This is a genomic window from Enterobacter cloacae complex sp. XAL002 (assembly GCF_049236805.1).
Taxonomy (GTDB): Bacteria; Pseudomonadota; Gammaproteobacteria; order Enterobacterales; family Enterobacteriaceae; genus Enterobacter; species Enterobacter intestinihominis.
Map to the genome: position 1 here is coordinate 136,187 of NZ_JBMKJN010000005.1, position 15,761 is coordinate 151,947.

Consider the following 15,761-nt stretch of genomic DNA (forward strand, 5'->3'; position numbering starts at 1 on the left):
AAAGGCGTCAGGTGGCGGCTTCGCACCGGCACGAATTTGTAGGCCGGGTAAGGCGAAGCCGCCACCCGACAATTCTGTTCAGGATATTCCTGAAATTTCTGTTAAGACTGGTTTTCAGTGCTTATGGCGTTAACATAATAAGTGTTTGTTCATAAACACAGGTTCTGATTGACGACGTTGAAGGCTGTATCGTCCCGCATCCGTTTTTTGCTGTTACTCCCCCTTTTTACGGCTGGAGCCGTTCACGGTGCGCCGAAATCCTTTGTGCAGCAGGCGCAAAATCCGTTTGATAACAACGGCGATAGTCTGCCGGATCTCGGTATGGCGCAACCGACTACCGAAGGCGAAAAGCACCTGGCTGAAATGGCAAAGGCCTTCGGTGAAGCCAGTATGATCGATAACGGCCTGACGGCCGGGCAGCAGGCGCGACAGTTCGCGTTTGGCAAGGTGCGGGATGCCGTCAGCGGGGAAGTCAACGAGCAGATTGAATCCTGGCTTTCCCCCTGGGGTAACGCCAATGTCAATGTACTGGTGGATGACGACGGTAACTTTAACGGCAGCAGCGGAAGCTGGTTTATCCCCTGGAGCGACAACACCCGCTATCTGAGCTGGAGCCAGCTTGGCCTGACGCAGCAGACAGACGGGCTGGTGAGCAACGTCGGGATCGGGCAGCGCTGGGTTGCCGGAAACTGGCTGCTGGGCTACAACACCTTTTACGACAACCTGCTGGAAGACAACCTGCAACGTGCCGGACTGGGCGCAGAGGCGTGGGGCGAAAACCTTCGCCTGTCGGCCAATTACTACCAGCCGTTCGCTGGCTGGCAGCCGCGTTCCGACATCCGGGAGCAGCGCATGGCGCGCGGGTACGACGTAACGGCCAAAGCCTGGCTTCCCTGGTTTCATCACCTGAACACCAGCGTCAGCTTTGAACAGTATTTTGGCGATAACGTCGATCTGTTTAACAGCGGTACGGGGTATCACAACCCGGTTGCGGTCAACCTGGGGCTGAATTATACCCCCGTTCCGCTGGTCACCCTGACGGCTGCCCATAAGCAGGGGGAGAGCGGCGTTAGCCAGAATAACCTCGGGCTGAAGCTCAACTATCGCTTTGGCGTGCCGCTGGCGAAACAGCTTGCCGCCGGGGAAGTGGCGGCGACGCGCTCGCTGCGGGGCAGCCGCTATGATTCACCTGAGCGTGATAATCTGCCCGTGATGGAATTCCGTCAGCGTAAAACCCTCTCGGTCTATCTGGCCACGCCGCCGTGGGATCTTAAGCCAGGCGAAACTGTGATGCTGAAGCTGCAAATTCGCAGCACGCACGGTATCCGTCAGATCCACTGGCTGGGTGATACCCAGGCGCTCAGCCTGACCTCACCGGCAAACAGCAACAGCAGCGATGGCTGGAGCATAATCATGCCCGCCTGGAACGACGCGGAAGGGGCGAAAAACGAATGGCGGCTTACGGCCGTGGTGGAAGATAAGGATGGGCAGCGTGTCTCCTCCAATGAGATCACGCTTTCCGTGGTGCAACCGCTCGTCGCAATGCCTGCCGACGATCCACGGTGGAAGTTGCTGCCGGATGAGTAAGTTAAAAAATGCGCTCCTGATGCACCCAGACGGCGGCTTCGACGCGGGATTTTAACTTCATTTTCTTCAGCATGTGTTTGACATGCACTTTGACCGTGCTCTCGGTGATGTCCAGACGGCGGGCTATCATTTTGTTCGGCAGACCCTGAGCAATCAGCTTCAGAATGTCGCGCTCGCGCGGGGTCAACTGGCTGACGTCACGGTCAGACGTGGCGCGGTTCGCACGCAGGCTGGCGGCCAGTACCGGCGTTAACGCTTCACTCAGCACCATCTCGCCTGCGGCAGCCTGTTGCAGCGCCTTGAGCAGATCTTCCGGCTCCATATCTTTCAGCAGATAGCCGTCTGCCCCCCGCTTGAGGGCGGTGACCACGTCTTCTTCATGGTTTGAGACGCTGAAGACCACCACCCGGCCAGAGAGGGATTTCTCCCGCAGCTTGTCGAGGGTTTCCAGGCCATTCATGCCCGGCATGTTGAGATCGAGCAAGATCAAATCAGGATCGAGCGATTCGGCAAGTTCAATACCCTGTTCGCCGTTGCTGGCTTCCCCGACGACGGTGATATCGGGCGCCATGCTGACAAGCTGTTTAACGCCAGTGCGCAGCATCGGATGATCGTCAATCAACAGGATAGATGCCGGTTCCTGATTAGTCATGGTTTTCTCCTTGAGCAGTTATGAGGGGCTTTTCGGGTATAAAGGTGACCACGACTTCGGTGCCACCTGACTCTCCCCGGCGAACCTGGCAATCACCGCGCAGGCTTTGCGCGCGGTCTCGCATGATGATTAAACCATAATGGTTCGTTCGTTCGGCATTTTCCGGCACGCCGCGGCCGTTATCCTGAACCCTGAGCTTCACCTGATTATCCTGGCAGCTGACGGTGACCGTGACGGCCGTCGCCTCGGCATGCTTGAGCACGTTGCTCAGGGCTTCACGGGCAATTTGCAGCAAATGGATCGCCTGGTGAGAGGGGACAAAACGCGGTGGCAACTGGTAATCCAGCTTCACCGGGAAGCCCAGCCTGGCACTAAATTCCTGACAGCTGGACTCCAGCGCAGGGCGTAGCCCCGGCTCGGTGAGCTGTAAACGGAAGGTGGTCAGCAGCTCGCGAAGCTGAATCCACGAGGTGTTAAGCTCGTTGCGGATCTGGCTGAGCAGCTGTTTGCTGCTCTCGGGCATGCCTTCGTCCTGCATTTGCAGGCAACTCACCTGCATCTTCATGCAGGAGAGGGACTGGGCGATGGAGTCGTGCAGCTCGCGAGCGATGGTGGCGCGCTCCTCCATCACGATCAGCTGCTGCTGTTTTTCCTGGTGACGGTCGAGCGCCAGCGTGGCCGTGAGCTGCTCTACAAGAGTATCGACCAGCTGCTGCTGGTCGTGGCTCAGGTGACGTCCGGCGGGCAGGGTGGCCAGCAAAATACCGTACTGGGTATGGCTGTCCATCAGCCGCCACTTGAGGGTCGTGCCGCTGGTGGTAAGCGGCGGCAAGCCGCGCGGGCACAGATGACACCCTTTATCGTCGCAGGAGACGTCCGACTGACAGGTAAATTCCTGATGGTTTTCCTCATCTTCAACGTCATAAACCCGTAGCTCAAGATCGTGGAGCAGAGTCAGGTTTTGCAGGCCGTTCAGTACCGGCGAGAGACGCTCGCAAAGCGGTACCTGCATATGCAGGCGACGGTTCGCCTGCCAGAGGAAAGAGAGGATCTCGTTTTTCTGCTCAAGCCCGGCGGTTTTCTCCTGGACGCGTTTTTCCAGTACCGCGTAGCTTTCAGATAGTTCCGCCGACATGGTGTTGAGCGCCTCGCCGAGCATCGCCATTTCGTTGCGCCCGCTGATGTGCGTGCGTTGGGTAAAATCGCGCTGTGTGACGGCGCGGGCCATCGCCAGGAGTTGCTTCCAGGGGTTAAGCAACCGCGCACGCAGCCAGATAACCGTGAAAATCAGCAGCAAACCCATAAACAGCGCCATTGCGCGGTGAACCATCACCACGCGGTCAATGCGTAACTCTGTGGTGCGATCGAACGAGGAGACGAGATGATCGATGCGTGACACAAACCCGGCGACATCCTGGGCGACCGTTTCCCGGTCTTCCGCCCGCTTTAACCCGGGCTCCAGCTGGGTATGCCAGTAGCCCTGAAGCGCCTTAAGCTGAGATTGCTGGCCGTCACGAATGGCGGCTCTTTCCAGTTCATGGCTGAATGCGGTACGCTCCATTTCGTCGATAAGCGGTTGGTCAGCCTGCGTCAGCGGCACCGACGCCAGCAGCCGGTAACTCTGCATACGTAGCGAGCCTGCCTCGTTGATGGCATGCGCATTACCCTGCACACCCTGTACCAGCCAGCCAGAAATAGCCATGCCGGTCACACCGATAGCGGTGGACAGCAGAACAATAAGCGCCAGCTGGTTAACCAGCGTCAGCGGAGATAAACATCTTTTTAACATAGAGTTGCCGGGCTCCTGACGTGACCTGATTGCAGGAATGGCGCTATTCTGGTGCATACCCTGGAGTATACCCATACCAATAAAGGATTACCTCTAAATTGCCAGAGAGGTAACGGTTAGTGGGTGGACGAAGCAGGGATGCGTCAGCACCGTGAAAAACCACACCTTTTTTACGTTTTGCATCTACTCATTAAGAGTGATGGCTTTTTTTTCGCCGCAAAACCTCCCACTTTTCCTTTGATTTATATCAACTTACCGCCGCCCTAAAGCCCTAATGTTTGCAGCATCATTCGAGAATCAGAGGTGTCTATGAGTCACTCTTCCGCTCCCGAAAGGGAAACTGGTGCCGTTATTACAGACTGGCGTCCAGAGGATCCGGCGTTCTGGCAACAGCGCGGCCACCGTATAGCAAGTCGTAATCTGTGGATTTCCGTGCCATGTCTGTTACTGGCGTTTTGCGTCTGGATGTTGTTCAGTGCGGTTGCGGTTAACCTGCCAAAAGTGGGCTTTACCTTTACCACCGATCAGCTGTTTATGTTGACTGCGTTGCCGTCGCTTTCAGGCGCACTGCTGCGCGTTCCTTACGCGTTTATGGTGCCGGTCTTTGGTGGTCGTCGCTGGACGGCTTTCAGTACCGGGATCATGATCGTGCCGTGCGTGTGGCTCGGTTTTGCGGTGCAGGATACCTCTACACCGTTTAGCGTGTTCGTGATTATCTCTCTGCTGTGCGGCTTTGCGGGGGCGAACTTTGCGTCCAGTATGGCAAACATCAGCTTCTTCTTCCCGAAAGCGAAGCAGGGTGGTGCGCTGGGCATTAACGGCGGTCTGGGTAACATGGGCGTGAGCGTGATGCAGCTGATTGCTCCGCTGGCGATCTCGGTCTCCATCTTCGCGGCGTTTGGCGGCGGCGGTGTGACGCAGCCCGACGGTTCAGTGCTGTTCCTGCAAAATGCCTCCTGGATTTGGGTACCGTTCCTGGTGGTCTTTACCCTGGCGGCATGGTTCTTCATGAACGACCTGTCCGCGTCCAAAGCGTCCCTGAGCGAGCAGCTGCCGGTTCTGAAACGTGGCCACCTGTGGGTAATGGCACTGCTGTATCTGGCGACCTTCGGCTCGTTCATCGGTTTCTCCGCAGGCTTTGCCATGCTGTCGAAAACCCAGTTCCCGGACGTACAGATCCTTCAGTTTGCCTTCTTCGGTCCGTTTATTGGTGCGCTGGCACGTTCGCTGGGCGGGATGATCTCCGACCGTCTGGGTGGAACGCGCGTTACGCTGGTGAACTTTGTATTGATGGCCATCTTCTGTGCGCTACTGTTCCTGACGCTGCCTGCGGGTGGTGAGGGAGGTAACTTCTTTGCCTTCTTCGGCGTCTTCATGGTGCTGTTCCTGACCGCCGGGCTGGGCAGTGCGTCTACTTTCCAGATGATCTCTGTCATCTTCCGCAAGCTGACCATGGACCGCGTGAAAGCGCAGGGCGGGAGCGACGAGCAGGCGATGCGTGAAGCCGCCACCGATACCGCTGCGGCGCTTGGGTTTATCTCTGCGATTGGCGCGATTGGCGGCTTCTTTATTCCAAAAGCGTTCGGTATCTCACTGGATCTGACCGGCTCTCCGGCGGGTGCGATGAAGGTATTCCTCGTCTTCTATATCGCCTGTGTGGTCATCACCTGGCTGGTATATGGCCGTAATACCAAGAAAAACAAGTAAGCTTGATTATCCGTTTGCGCGGCCTGAGTGCCGCGCTTTTTTTAATCGCTTAATAGTTACAACATACTAATAGCGTTTCCCGTAGTCGCACACAGGTAACGCTGTGATCGCCATCGCTTTACAGGTGTCTCTACCCCTTAATACCTAAGATGTTAAATTTTGCTCCGCTTATTGTACGATAAATAAAATATATCCATATAAATCATTAAGTTAAAAAATATTAACAGCTACCGCTTTGGTGGTATTTGATCTAATACCCCCCCTCAGAGACCCCCTCCGTCTTGATCGTTATCAATTCTCACCATCTTTCATAGCGTTACCTTCGCTGCAAATCAGCAATGTCGATTTAGAGAGCCACAGGCTCCACACAGGAGATACCCGATGAGCAAATTTTTGGACCGGTTTCGCTACTTCAAACAGAAGGGTGAAACTTTTGCCGATGGGCACGGCCAGGTTCTGGATACCAACCGGGACTGGGAAGACGGTTACCGTCAACGCTGGCAGCATGACAAAGTTGTCCGTTCTACCCACGGTGTAAACTGCACTGGCTCATGTAGCTGGAAGATTTTCGTTAAAAACGGTCTGGTGACCTGGGAAATGCAGCAGACCGACTATCCGCGTACCCGTCCGGATATGCCGAACCATGAACCGCGCGGCTGCCCGCGTGGGGCCAGCTACTCCTGGTATCTCTACAGCGCCAACCGTCTGAAATACCCGCTGATGCGTAAACGCCTGATGAAAATGTGGCGTGAAGCGAAAGTGCAGCACAGCGATCCGGTTGATGCCTGGGCATCCATCATCGAGGACGCCGACAAAGCGAAAAGCTTCAAACAGGCGCGTGGTCGCGGTGGTTTCGTTCGTTCTTCCTGGAAAGAGGTGAACGAGCTGATTGCGGCCTCCAACGTCTATACCGTGAAAACTTACGGTCCTGACCGCGTGGCAGGCTTCTCGCCAATCCCGGCAATGTCGATGGTCTCTTACGCCTCCGGCGCGCGCTACCTTTCACTTATCGGCGGTACCTGTCTGAGCTTCTACGACTGGTACTGCGACCTGCCGCCAGCGTCGCCGCAGACCTGGGGCGAACAGACCGACGTGCCGGAGTCCGCTGACTGGTACAACTCCAGCTACATCATCGCCTGGGGCTCTAACGTTCCGCAGACCCGTACCCCTGATGCGCACTTCTTTACCGAAGTACGTTACAAAGGGACCAAAACCGTTGCCGTGACCCCGGACTACGCCGAAATCGCCAAACTGTGCGACCTGTGGCTGGCACCGAAACAGGGTACTGATGCCGCCATGGCGCTGGCGATGGGCCACGTCATGTTGCGTGAATTCCACCTCGACAAGCCAAGCCAGTATTTCACCGATTACGTGCGTCGCTACACCGACATGCCAATGCTGGTGATGCTTGAAGAGCGTGACGGCTATTACGCCGCTGGCCGTATGCTGCGTGCTGCGGATCTTGTGGATGCGCTGGGTCAGGAAAACAACCCGGAGTGGAAAACGGTCGCCTGCAACAGCAACGGCGAGCTGGTGGCGCCAAACGGTTCTATCGGCTTCCGCTGGGGCGAAAAAGGCAAATGGAACCTGGAACAGCGTAACGGCACCACGGGTGAAGAGACAGAACTTCGCCTCAGCATGCTGGGCAGCCAGGACGAAATCGCCGATGTCGGCTTCCCGTACTTTGGTGGTGAAGGTTCCGAGCACTTCAACAAGGTTGAGCTGCAAAACGTTCTGATGCACAAACTGCCGGTTAAGCGCTTGCAACTGGCGGACGGTTCTACCGCTCTGGTCACTACGGTCTACGATCTGACCATGGCGAACTATGGCCTGGAGCGCGGTCTGAACGACGAAAACTGCGCGACCAGCTATGACGACGTGAAGGCTTATACACCAGCCTGGGCGGAGCAGATCACCGGTGTCCCACGCGCCCAAATCACCCGTATCGCCCGCGAATTTGCGGAAAACGCAGACAAAACTCACGGTCGCTCCATGATCATCGTCGGTGCCGGTCTGAACCACTGGTATCACCTCGATATGAACTATCGCGGCCTGATCAACATGCTGATCTTCTGCGGCTGCGTCGGGCAGAGCGGCGGCGGCTGGGCGCACTACGTGGGCCAGGAAAAACTGCGTCCGCAGACCGGCTGGCAGCCGCTGGCGTTTGCCCTTGACTGGCAGCGTCCGGCTCGTCACATGAACAGCACCTCCTACTTCTATAACCACTCCAGCCAGTGGCGCTACGAGACGGTGACCGCGCAGGAGCTGCTGTCGCCGATGGCGGATAAATCCCGCTACAGCGGCCACCTGATTGACTTCAACGTGCGCGCTGAACGCATGGGCTGGCTGCCGTCTGCACCACAGTTGGGCACTAACCCGCTGCGCATTGCGGAAGCGGCGAAGAAAGCGGGCATGTCACCGGTGGACTACGCCGTGAAATCGCTGAAGGATGGCTCAATCCGTTTTGCGGCAGAACAGCCTGAGAACGGCAAAAACCATCCGCGTAACCTGTTCATCTGGCGCTCCAACCTGCTGGGTTCGTCCGGTAAAGGCCATGAGTACATGCTGAAATACCTGCTCGGTACCGAAAACGGTATTCAGGGTAAGGATCTCGGCAAGCAGGGCGGCGTGAAGCCAGAAGAAGTTGAATGGAAAGACAACGGTCTGGACGGCAAGCTGGATCTGGTGGTAACGCTGGACTTCCGTCTGTCCAGTACCTGCCTGTACTCCGATATCGTGCTGCCTACCGCCACCTGGTACGAAAAAGACGACATGAATACGTCGGATATGCATCCGTTTATTCATCCGCTGTCTGCGGCCGTTGACCCGGCGTGGGAATCAAAAAGCGACTGGGAAATCTATAAAGACATCGCGAAGAAATTCTCCGAAGTCTGTGTAGGGCACCTGGGCAAAGAGACCGACGTGGTGACGCTGCCAATCCAGCACGACTCCGCTGCCGAACTGGCGCAGCCGCTTGACGTTAAGGACTGGAAAAAAGGCGAATGCGATCTGATCCCGGGCGTGACCGCGCCGCACATTATTCCGGTTGAACGTGATTACCCGGCAACGTACGAGCGCTTTACCTCTATCGGTCCGCTGATGGAGAAGATCGGTAACGGCGGTAAAGGCATCGCCTGGAACACCCAGAGCGAAATGGACCTGCTGCGCAAGCTCAATTACACCAAAGCAGACGGCCCGGCCAAAGGCCAGCCAATGCTGAACACGGCAATTGATGCAGCGGAAATGATCCTGACCCTGGCACCGGAAACCAATGGCCACGTGGCGGTGAAAGCGTGGGCGGCTCTGAGTGAATTTACCGGCCGTGACCATACGCATCTGGCGAAGAATAAAGAAGAAGAGAAAATCCGCTTCCGCGATATTCAGGCTCAGCCGCGCAAGATTATCTCCAGCCCGACCTGGTCTGGCCTCGAAGATGAACATGTGTCCTATAACGCCGGATACACCAACGTTCACGAGCTGATCCCATGGCGCACGCTCTCTGGCCGTCAGTCTCTGTATCAGGATCACCAGTGGATGCGTGACTTCGGTGAAAGCCTGCTGGTTTACCGGCCGCCAATCGATACCCGCTCCGTGAAAGCGGTGATGGGGGCGAAATCAAACGGTAACCCTGAGAAGGCGCTGAACTTCCTGACGCCGCACCAGAAGTGGGGTATCCACTCCACCTACAGCGACAACCTGCTGATGCTGACGCTGTCGCGCGGGGGGCCGATCGTCTGGATGAGCGAAGCGGACGCCAAAGATCTGGGTATCGAAGATAACGACTGGATCGAAGTGTTTAACAGCAACGGAGCCCTGACGGCACGTGCGGTGGTGAGCCAGCGTGTACCAGCCGGGATGACCATGATGTACCACGCGCAGGAACGTATCGTTAACCTGCCGGGTTCAGAGATCACCGAGCAGCGCGGCGGTATTCACAACTCTGTGACCCGTATTACGCCGAAACCGACGCATATGATCGGCGGCTATGCCCAGCTGGCCTACGGCTTTAACTACTACGGCACTGTAGGATCAAACCGCGATGAGTTCGTGGTGGTACGTAAGATGAAGAATATTAACTGGTTAGATGGCGAAGGTAATGACCAGGTACAGGAGAGCGTAAAATGAAAATTCGTTCACAAGTCGGCATGGTGCTGAATCTGGATAAATGCATCGGCTGTCATACCTGCTCAGTCACCTGTAAAAACGTCTGGACCAGCCGTGAAGGTATGGAGTACGCCTGGTTCAACAACGTGGAAAGTAAGCCGGGCACCGGCTTCCCGACCGACTGGGAAAACCAGGAGAAGTGGAAGGGCGGCTGGATCCGTAAAATCAACGGCAAACTGCAACCGCGCATGGGTAACCGTGCGATGCTGCTCGGTAAAATCTTTGCTAACCCGCATCTGCCGGGCATCGACGATTACTACGAGCCGTTTGATTACGACTATCAGAACCTGCACAACGCGCCGGAAAGCAAACACCAGCCGATCGCCCGTCCTCGCTCGCTGATCACCGGTAAGCGCATGGACAAAATTACCAGCGGTCCAAACTGGGAGGAAATTCTGGGCGGCGAGTTCGAAAAACGCGCCAAAGACCAGAACTTCGAGAACATGCAGAAGGCGATGTACGGCCAGTTCGAAAACACTTTCATGATGTATCTGCCGCGCCTGTGCGAACACTGCCTTAACCCGGCGTGCGTGGCGACCTGCCCAAGCGGCGCCATCTACAAGCGTGAAGAAGATGGCATTGTGCTGATCGACCAGGACAAGTGCCGCGGCTGGCGTATGTGCATCACCGGCTGCCCGTACAAAAAAATCTACTTCAACTGGAAGAGCGGTAAGTCAGAGAAGTGCATCTTCTGCTATCCGCGCATCGAAGCCGGTATGCCGACCGTCTGCTCTGAGAGCTGCGTAGGGCGTATCCGCTACCTCGGCGTGCTGCTGTACGACGCGGATGCGATTGAAAATGCCGCAAGCACCGAGAACGAGAAAGATCTGTATCAGCGTCAGCTGGACGTCTTCCTCGATCCGAACGATCCGAAGGTGATCGAGCAGGCGCTGAAAGACGGTATTCCGCAGAGCGTGATTGACGCCGCACAGCAGTCCCCGGTGTACAAAATGGCGATGGACTGGAAGCTGGCGCTGCCGCTGCACCCGGAATACCGCACGTTGCCGATGGTCTGGTACGTGCCGCCGCTGTCTCCGATTCAGTCTGCGGCTGACGCAGGTGAACTGGGCAGCAACGGCATTCTGCCGGACGTGGAAAGCCTGCGTATTCCGGTTCAGTATCTGGCCAACCTGCTCACCGCAGGGGATACCCAGCCGGTGCTGCTGGCGCTGAAACGTATGCTGGCGATGCGTCACTTCAAACGTGCGGAAACCGTTGACGGCGTTAACGATACCCGCGCGCTGGAAGAGGTCGGCCTGACCGAAGCGCAGGCGCAGGAGATGTACCGCTATCTGGCAATCGCTAACTACGAAGATCGTTTCGTGGTGCCGAGCAGTCACCGCGAGCTGGCTCGCGAGGCCTTCCCGGAGAAAAGTGGGTGTGGCTTTACCTTTGGCGACGGTTGCCACGGGTCAGACAGCAAATTCAACCTGTTCAACAGCCGCCGCATCGACGCGATGGATGTGACCAGCAAAACGGAGCCGCACCAATGATTGAACTCGTCATTGTTTCGCGTCTGCTCGAGTACCCTGATGCTGCGCTTGTGCAGCATCAGCAGGAACTCTTTGATGCACTCGCGTCATCTGAAAACCTGGATAAAGAGGATGCCCAGACGCTGGGCATTTTCCTCCGCGACCTGCTGGCGCGCGATCTTCTTGATGCGCAGGCGGACTACAGCCAGCTGTTTGACCGTGGTCGTGCCACGTCTCTATTGCTGTTCGAACACGTTCACGGAGAATCCCGCGACCGTGGTCAGGCGATGGTGGATCTGATGGCCCAGTACGAGCAGCACGGTTTGCAACTCGACAGCCGCGAGCTGCCGGATCACCTGCCTCTGTACCTGGAATATCTGGCGCAGCTGCCGAAAGAGGAAGCGCTGGGCGGGTTGCAGGACATTGCTCCTATTCTGGCGTTGCTCGGCGCGCGTCTCCAGCAACGTGAGAGCAGCTATGCAGTCCTGTTCGATCTGCTGGTGAAACTGGCTAACGCCTCGGTTGATAGTCAAAAAGTGGCGGAAAAAATTGCGGATGAAGCCCGTGACGACACCCCACAAGCACTGGATGCCGTCTGGGAAGAAGAACAGGTGAAATTCTTTGCTGACCAGAGCTGTGGCGAATCTGAAATCTCCGCGCATCAGCGTCGTTTTGCCGGAGCGGTGGCTCCGCAATATTTGAATATCTCTAACGGAGGACAGCACTAATGCACTTCCTGAATATGTTCTTCTTTGACATTTACCCGTATATCGCGGGCACCGTGTTCCTGGTGGGAAGCTGGCTGCGTTATGACTATGGCCAGTACACCTGGCGTGCTGCCTCCAGCCAGATGCTGGATCGTAAAGGGATGAACCTGGCGTCAAACCTGTTCCACATCGGGATTTTGGGTATTTTCGCCGGTCATTTCCTGGGGATGCTGACGCCGCACTGGATGTACGAAGCGTGGCTGCCGATTGAAGTGAAGCAGAAGATGGCGATGCTCGCCGGTGGCGCCTGCGGCGTGATGACCCTGGTGGGTGGGCTGCTGCTGCTGAAACGCCGTCTGTTCAGCCCACGCGTGCGGGCTACCACGACCGGAGCGGACATCCTGATCCTCTCCCTGCTGATGGTGCAGTGTGCGCTGGGTCTGCTGACCATTCCATTCTCTGCGCAGCATATGGACGGCAGCGAGATGATGAAGCTGGTGGGATGGGCGCAGTCTGTCGTGACCTTCCGCGGTGGTGCCTCTGAGCATCTGGACGGCGTGGCGTTCATCTTCCGCGTTCACCTGGTGCTGGGTATGACCCTGTTTGTGCTGTTCCCGTTCTCTCGCCTGGTGCACATCTGGAGTGCGCCGGTGGAGTACCTGACGCGCAAATATCAGATCGTGCGTACTCGTCGCTGATTCGCTGTATTGATACAACCCCGCATTTGCGGGGTTTTTTTTGTCCTGGAACCAGGGTTTCGTGCGGATGCCGGGTGGCGGCTGCGCCTTACCCGGCCTACGGAATTCACTATGCTCGGATCGAACCCTGGTCGAAGCTTCTCATCTTTCCCCGCATGGGAGAACCATAGGGCATTGTGCTTTTGGAGAGTGCTAAAGAATCTGGAAGTGATGGTGGTGGGGGAAGGATTCGAACCTTCGAAGTCGATGACGGCAGATTTACAGTCTGCTCCCTTTGGCCGCTCGGGAACCCCACCAGGGGTAATTCATATTTTGAGGTAAAGCTGGAGATGGTGGTGGGGGAAGGATTCGAACCTTCGAAGTCGATGACGGCAGATTTACAGTCTGCTCCCTTTGGCCGCTCGGGAACCCCACCACGGGGTAATGCTTTTAACTGGCCTGCTTCCTGTTGGAAGCGGGGCGCATCATATCAAATGAGACGCCCCTGTAAAGCATTCCTTTAGGAAAATGAAGCTGTTTGCCTGCTTTTTATCCGTAAAGGCGTAAAGCTAATCAATTCATTTTCCGAAGGATTAAAGAATAATCGTTCTGTTGCCGTACACAAAGACGCGCTGAGCAAGTACCTGATAAAGCGCACGGCTCAGTACGTTCTTCTCAACGTCACGGCCAGCTCGCATCATATCTTCTGCCGTGTAGGTGTGATCCACGTGGATCACGTCCTGCATGATGATTGGGCCTTCGTCCAGATTATCATTCACGTAGTGCGCGGTTGCGCCAATGATCTTCACCCCACGCTCGTACGCCTGGTGGTACGGACGCGCGCCAATAAAGGCTGGCAGGAAGGAGTGGTGGATGTTGATAATTTTGTTCGGGAAGCGCGCCACGAAGGATGGCGTCAGCACGCGCATGTATTTTGCCAGCACCACGTAGTCCGGGTTATGCGCTTCAATCGCAGCAGCCATCAGGTTGTCGTGCTCTTCGCGGGTATGACCTTCATGGCTGACCAGTTCAAACGGAATGTCGAAACGTTCAACCAGCGTACGCAGCGTCTCGTGGTTGCCAATGACGGCGGCAATTTCGACGTCCAGGCCACCGTAGTTGGCTTTCATCAGCAGATCGCCCAGGCAGTGCGCCTCTTTGGTGACCAGAATGACAATGCGGCGACGACCCGCCGGGTTTAGCTCGCGCACCGAGCCTTCCGGCAGGGCGCTGTCCAGATCGGCAAGCAGGGTTGTGTCGTTGAAAATACCTTCCAGCTCGGTACGCATAAAGAAGCGACCGGTACGGTGGTCAACGAACTCGTTGTTCTGCACGATATTCAGTTCATGCTTGTAGCAAATGTTGGTAATTCGTGCGATCAGTCCTTTTTGATCGGGACAGATAGTGCGCAGAACTTTACGTTGTAATGATTGCATCGCCGGGAAATCCTGTTTATGTATTTGCGAAATCTGAGTTGTCAGGCATTACTGCCGCAACACTTTTTAAATTTTTTTCCTGAACCACAGGGGCAGGGATCGTTACGACCGAATTGCGGACGTGTGCCGTCAATATAATACCATTGCCCGCTGTCCTTTAAGAACCGTGAGCGTTCAATGATGGCGCCGGGTTTGTTTTGTTCGCTAAAGCGGGCGACAAAACTGACATAGCCCTCGTTGGCATCGCGGCCGGGAGCGGCATCAAAGACGGTAAGGCCCAGCCAGACGGTGTTGGCAAATCCGGCTTCAATCTCTTGCCGAAAATCGGCAGCATCACAGGACGGATGCCAGGTTTTAATCAGGTAGTCTGCGTTTTTGATCACAAAAGCAGTATACCGCGAGCGCATAAGGTGTGACGGGTCTGGTGCAACCTGCTCGCCAGAAAGATATCGCTGGCAACATAGGCTATACTCCAGAGCGCTACCACAGGGGCAGAGTTGAGACACGATTCTCTTCCTGGAACAAAAAATAAGGCGTTAAACGCTTAAGGTAGCAATATGTTAACTGAGCAGGTGCGTTGACGCTATGTCGGGAATCCAGGGGAAGTAAAACAGGGCTAATGAGAAAGGTAAAAATTGGACTGGCGTTGGGCTCAGGTGCAGCCCGGGGTTGGTCACATATTGGCGTTATCAATACCTTAAACCAGATGGGGATTGACGTTGATATTGTCGCAGGATGTTCTATCGGGTCGCTGGTCGGATCCGCGTACGCCTGCGGTAAGCTCCCGCAGCTTGAAAGCTGGGTGCGCTCCTTTAGTTACTGGGATGTACTGCGCCTGATGGATCTCTCCTGGCAGCGTGGCGGCCTGCTGCGCGGCGAACGCGTATTCAATCAGTTTCGTAAGATAATGCCCCTCGCTGACTTCAGCCACTGCCAAATGCCTTTCGGCGCCGTTGCAACCAACCTCAGTACGGGCAGGGAGTTATGGCTCACCGAAGGGGATATTCATCTCGCCGTTCGCGCATCCTGTAGCATGCCTGGGTTAATGGCGCCTGTGCCTCATAATGGCTACTGGCTCGTTGATGGCGGTGTGGTGAATCCTGTGCCCATCTCTCTGACGCGCGCCATGGGGGCAGATATCGTCATTGCAGTGGATTTACAGCACGACGCTCACCTTATGCAGCAGGATTTGATGCCGGTTAATCTTCAGAGCGATGATGCGGAAGAAGAGAAACTTGCCTGGCATGCGCGTTTACGCGGCAGAATAGGGCGCCTGACTGCCCGTCGCACGGTGACCGCGCCGAACGCCATTGAAATCATGACGACCTCCATTCAAATTCTTGAGAATCGCCTGAAGCGAAACCGTATGGCTGGCGATCCTCCGGATATTCTTATTCAGCCCTATTGTCCACAAATCTCTACCCTTGATTTCCACCGGGCTGAGGCCGCCATAGCAGCGGGCTCGTTAGCCGTCGAAAAGAAAATAGATGAACTGTTGCCTTTTGTGCGTACAGCACGTTAAGCACTTTTTTGATTACTTCAGCAAAATCTGACAGGCGATAGTACCAAT

At 56.0% G+C, this 15,761-nt stretch carries 11 protein-coding genes and 2 tRNA genes; 7 read left to right on the top strand and 6 right to left on the bottom strand.

Features of this window, described 5'->3' with window-relative positions; genetic code table 11:
- The first annotated feature begins 168 nt into the window (after positions 1–168).
- The gene (locus tag ACOT0L_RS06510) at positions 169–1,587 is read left to right on the top strand and encodes a YchO/YchP family invasin (RefSeq protein WP_126502880.1); all 1,419 of its coding nucleotides are present in this window, start codon (positions 169–171) and stop codon (positions 1,585–1,587) included.
- Between the two features lies 1 nt (position 1,588).
- Here the strand turns inward: ACOT0L_RS06510 and narL are convergent, their stop codons facing one another.
- Positions 1,589–2,239, bottom strand: coding sequence for a two-component system response regulator NarL (narL, locus tag ACOT0L_RS06515; RefSeq protein ID WP_003856701.1), 651 nt, complete (start codon positions 2,237–2,239; stop codon positions 1,589–1,591).
- A complete protein-coding gene (narX, locus tag ACOT0L_RS06520) occupies positions 2,232–4,028 on the bottom strand; it encodes a nitrate/nitrite two-component system sensor histidine kinase NarX (RefSeq protein ID WP_126502879.1) in 1,797 nt (598 codons plus the stop codon). Before narX ends, narL begins: the two co-directional genes overlap by 8 nt.
- Before the next feature lie 309 nt (positions 4,029–4,337).
- Here narX and ACOT0L_RS06525 point away from each other — a divergent pair, with 309 nt between their 5' ends.
- The 5 genes from ACOT0L_RS06525 to narI all read left to right on the top strand — a co-directional run bounded on the left by ACOT0L_RS06525 (position 4,338) and on the right by narI (position 12,776).
- Entirely contained in the window at positions 4,338–5,735 is a 1,398-nt protein-coding gene (locus ACOT0L_RS06525; protein WP_022648363.1) for a NarK family nitrate/nitrite MFS transporter, read from the top strand.
- 381 nt (positions 5,736–6,116) lie between these two features.
- The gene (locus tag ACOT0L_RS06530; protein WP_126502878.1) at positions 6,117–9,860 is read left to right on the top strand and encodes a nitrate reductase subunit alpha; all 3,744 of its coding nucleotides are present in this window, start codon (positions 6,117–6,119) and stop codon (positions 9,858–9,860) included.
- On the top strand, positions 9,857–11,392 hold the full coding sequence (gene narH / locus ACOT0L_RS06535) for a nitrate reductase subunit beta (protein WP_032624103.1): 1,536 nt from the start codon (positions 9,857–9,859) through the stop codon (positions 11,390–11,392). The genes ACOT0L_RS06530 and narH overlap by 4 nt, the downstream gene beginning before the upstream one ends.
- Positions 11,389–12,099, top strand: a complete 711-nt coding sequence (gene narJ / locus ACOT0L_RS06540; RefSeq protein WP_126502877.1) for a nitrate reductase molybdenum cofactor assembly chaperone — start codon at positions 11,389–11,391, stop codon at positions 12,097–12,099. The genes narH and narJ overlap by 4 nt, the downstream gene beginning before the upstream one ends.
- Positions 12,099–12,776: a respiratory nitrate reductase subunit gamma gene (gene narI / locus ACOT0L_RS06545; protein ID WP_126290891.1), complete on the top strand. Its 678-nt coding sequence runs from the start codon at positions 12,099–12,101 to the stop codon at positions 12,774–12,776. Before narJ ends, narI begins: the two co-directional genes overlap by 1 nt.
- Positions 12,777–12,987: 211 nt before the next feature.
- Here the strand turns inward: narI and ACOT0L_RS06550 are convergent.
- The 4 genes from ACOT0L_RS06550 to ACOT0L_RS06565 form a co-directional block, all read right to left on the bottom strand.
- Positions 12,988–13,072: transfer RNA gene (locus ACOT0L_RS06550), tRNA-Tyr, on the bottom strand.
- Between the two features lie 34 nt (positions 13,073–13,106).
- Positions 13,107–13,191: transfer RNA gene (locus ACOT0L_RS06555), tRNA-Tyr, on the bottom strand.
- Positions 13,192–13,348: 157 nt separating this feature from the next.
- Positions 13,349–14,191 (bottom strand): formyltetrahydrofolate deformylase, encoded by an 843-nt coding sequence (gene purU / locus ACOT0L_RS06560; protein ID WP_003856715.1) that lies wholly within the window; start codon positions 14,189–14,191, stop codon positions 13,349–13,351.
- A gap of 41 nt (positions 14,192–14,232) precedes the next feature.
- Positions 14,233–14,697 (bottom strand): YchJ family protein, encoded by a 465-nt coding sequence (locus ACOT0L_RS06565; RefSeq protein ID WP_022648358.1) that lies wholly within the window; start codon positions 14,695–14,697, stop codon positions 14,233–14,235.
- Positions 14,698–14,810: 113 nt separating this feature from the next.
- On the opposite strand from ACOT0L_RS06565, the gene rssA reads away from it, so the two are divergent.
- Positions 14,811–15,713, top strand: a complete 903-nt coding sequence (gene rssA / locus ACOT0L_RS06570) for a patatin-like phospholipase RssA (protein WP_022648357.1) — start codon at positions 14,811–14,813, stop codon at positions 15,711–15,713.
- Positions 15,714–15,761 lie beyond the last annotated feature (48 nt).

What these genes read in the sequence shown, in the direction of transcription:
- narI (WP_126290891.1), top strand. Translation starts at nt 12,099, where the DNA reads ATGCACTTCCTGAATATGTTCTTCTTTGACATTTACCCGTATATCGCG.
- rssA (WP_022648357.1), top strand. Translation starts at nt 14,811, where the DNA reads ATGAGAAAGGTAAAAATTGGACTGGCGTTGGGCTCAGGTGCAGCCCGG.
- narH (WP_032624103.1), top strand. Translation starts at nt 9,857, where the DNA reads ATGAAAATTCGTTCACAAGTCGGCATGGTGCTGAATCTGGATAAATGC.
- narJ (WP_126502877.1), top strand. Translation starts at nt 11,389, where the DNA reads ATGATTGAACTCGTCATTGTTTCGCGTCTGCTCGAGTACCCTGATGCT.
- ACOT0L_RS06530 (WP_126502878.1), top strand. Translation starts at nt 6,117, where the DNA reads ATGAGCAAATTTTTGGACCGGTTTCGCTACTTCAAACAGAAGGGTGAA.
- narX (WP_126502879.1), bottom strand. Translation starts at nt 4,028, where the DNA reads ATGTTAAAAAGATGTTTATCTCCGCTGACGCTGGTTAACCAGCTGGCG.
- ACOT0L_RS06525 (WP_022648363.1), top strand. Translation starts at nt 4,338, where the DNA reads ATGAGTCACTCTTCCGCTCCCGAAAGGGAAACTGGTGCCGTTATTACA.
- purU (WP_003856715.1), bottom strand. Translation starts at nt 14,191, where the DNA reads ATGCAATCATTACAACGTAAAGTTCTGCGCACTATCTGTCCCGATCAA.
- narL (WP_003856701.1), bottom strand. Translation starts at nt 2,239, where the DNA reads ATGACTAATCAGGAACCGGCATCTATCCTGTTGATTGACGATCATCCG.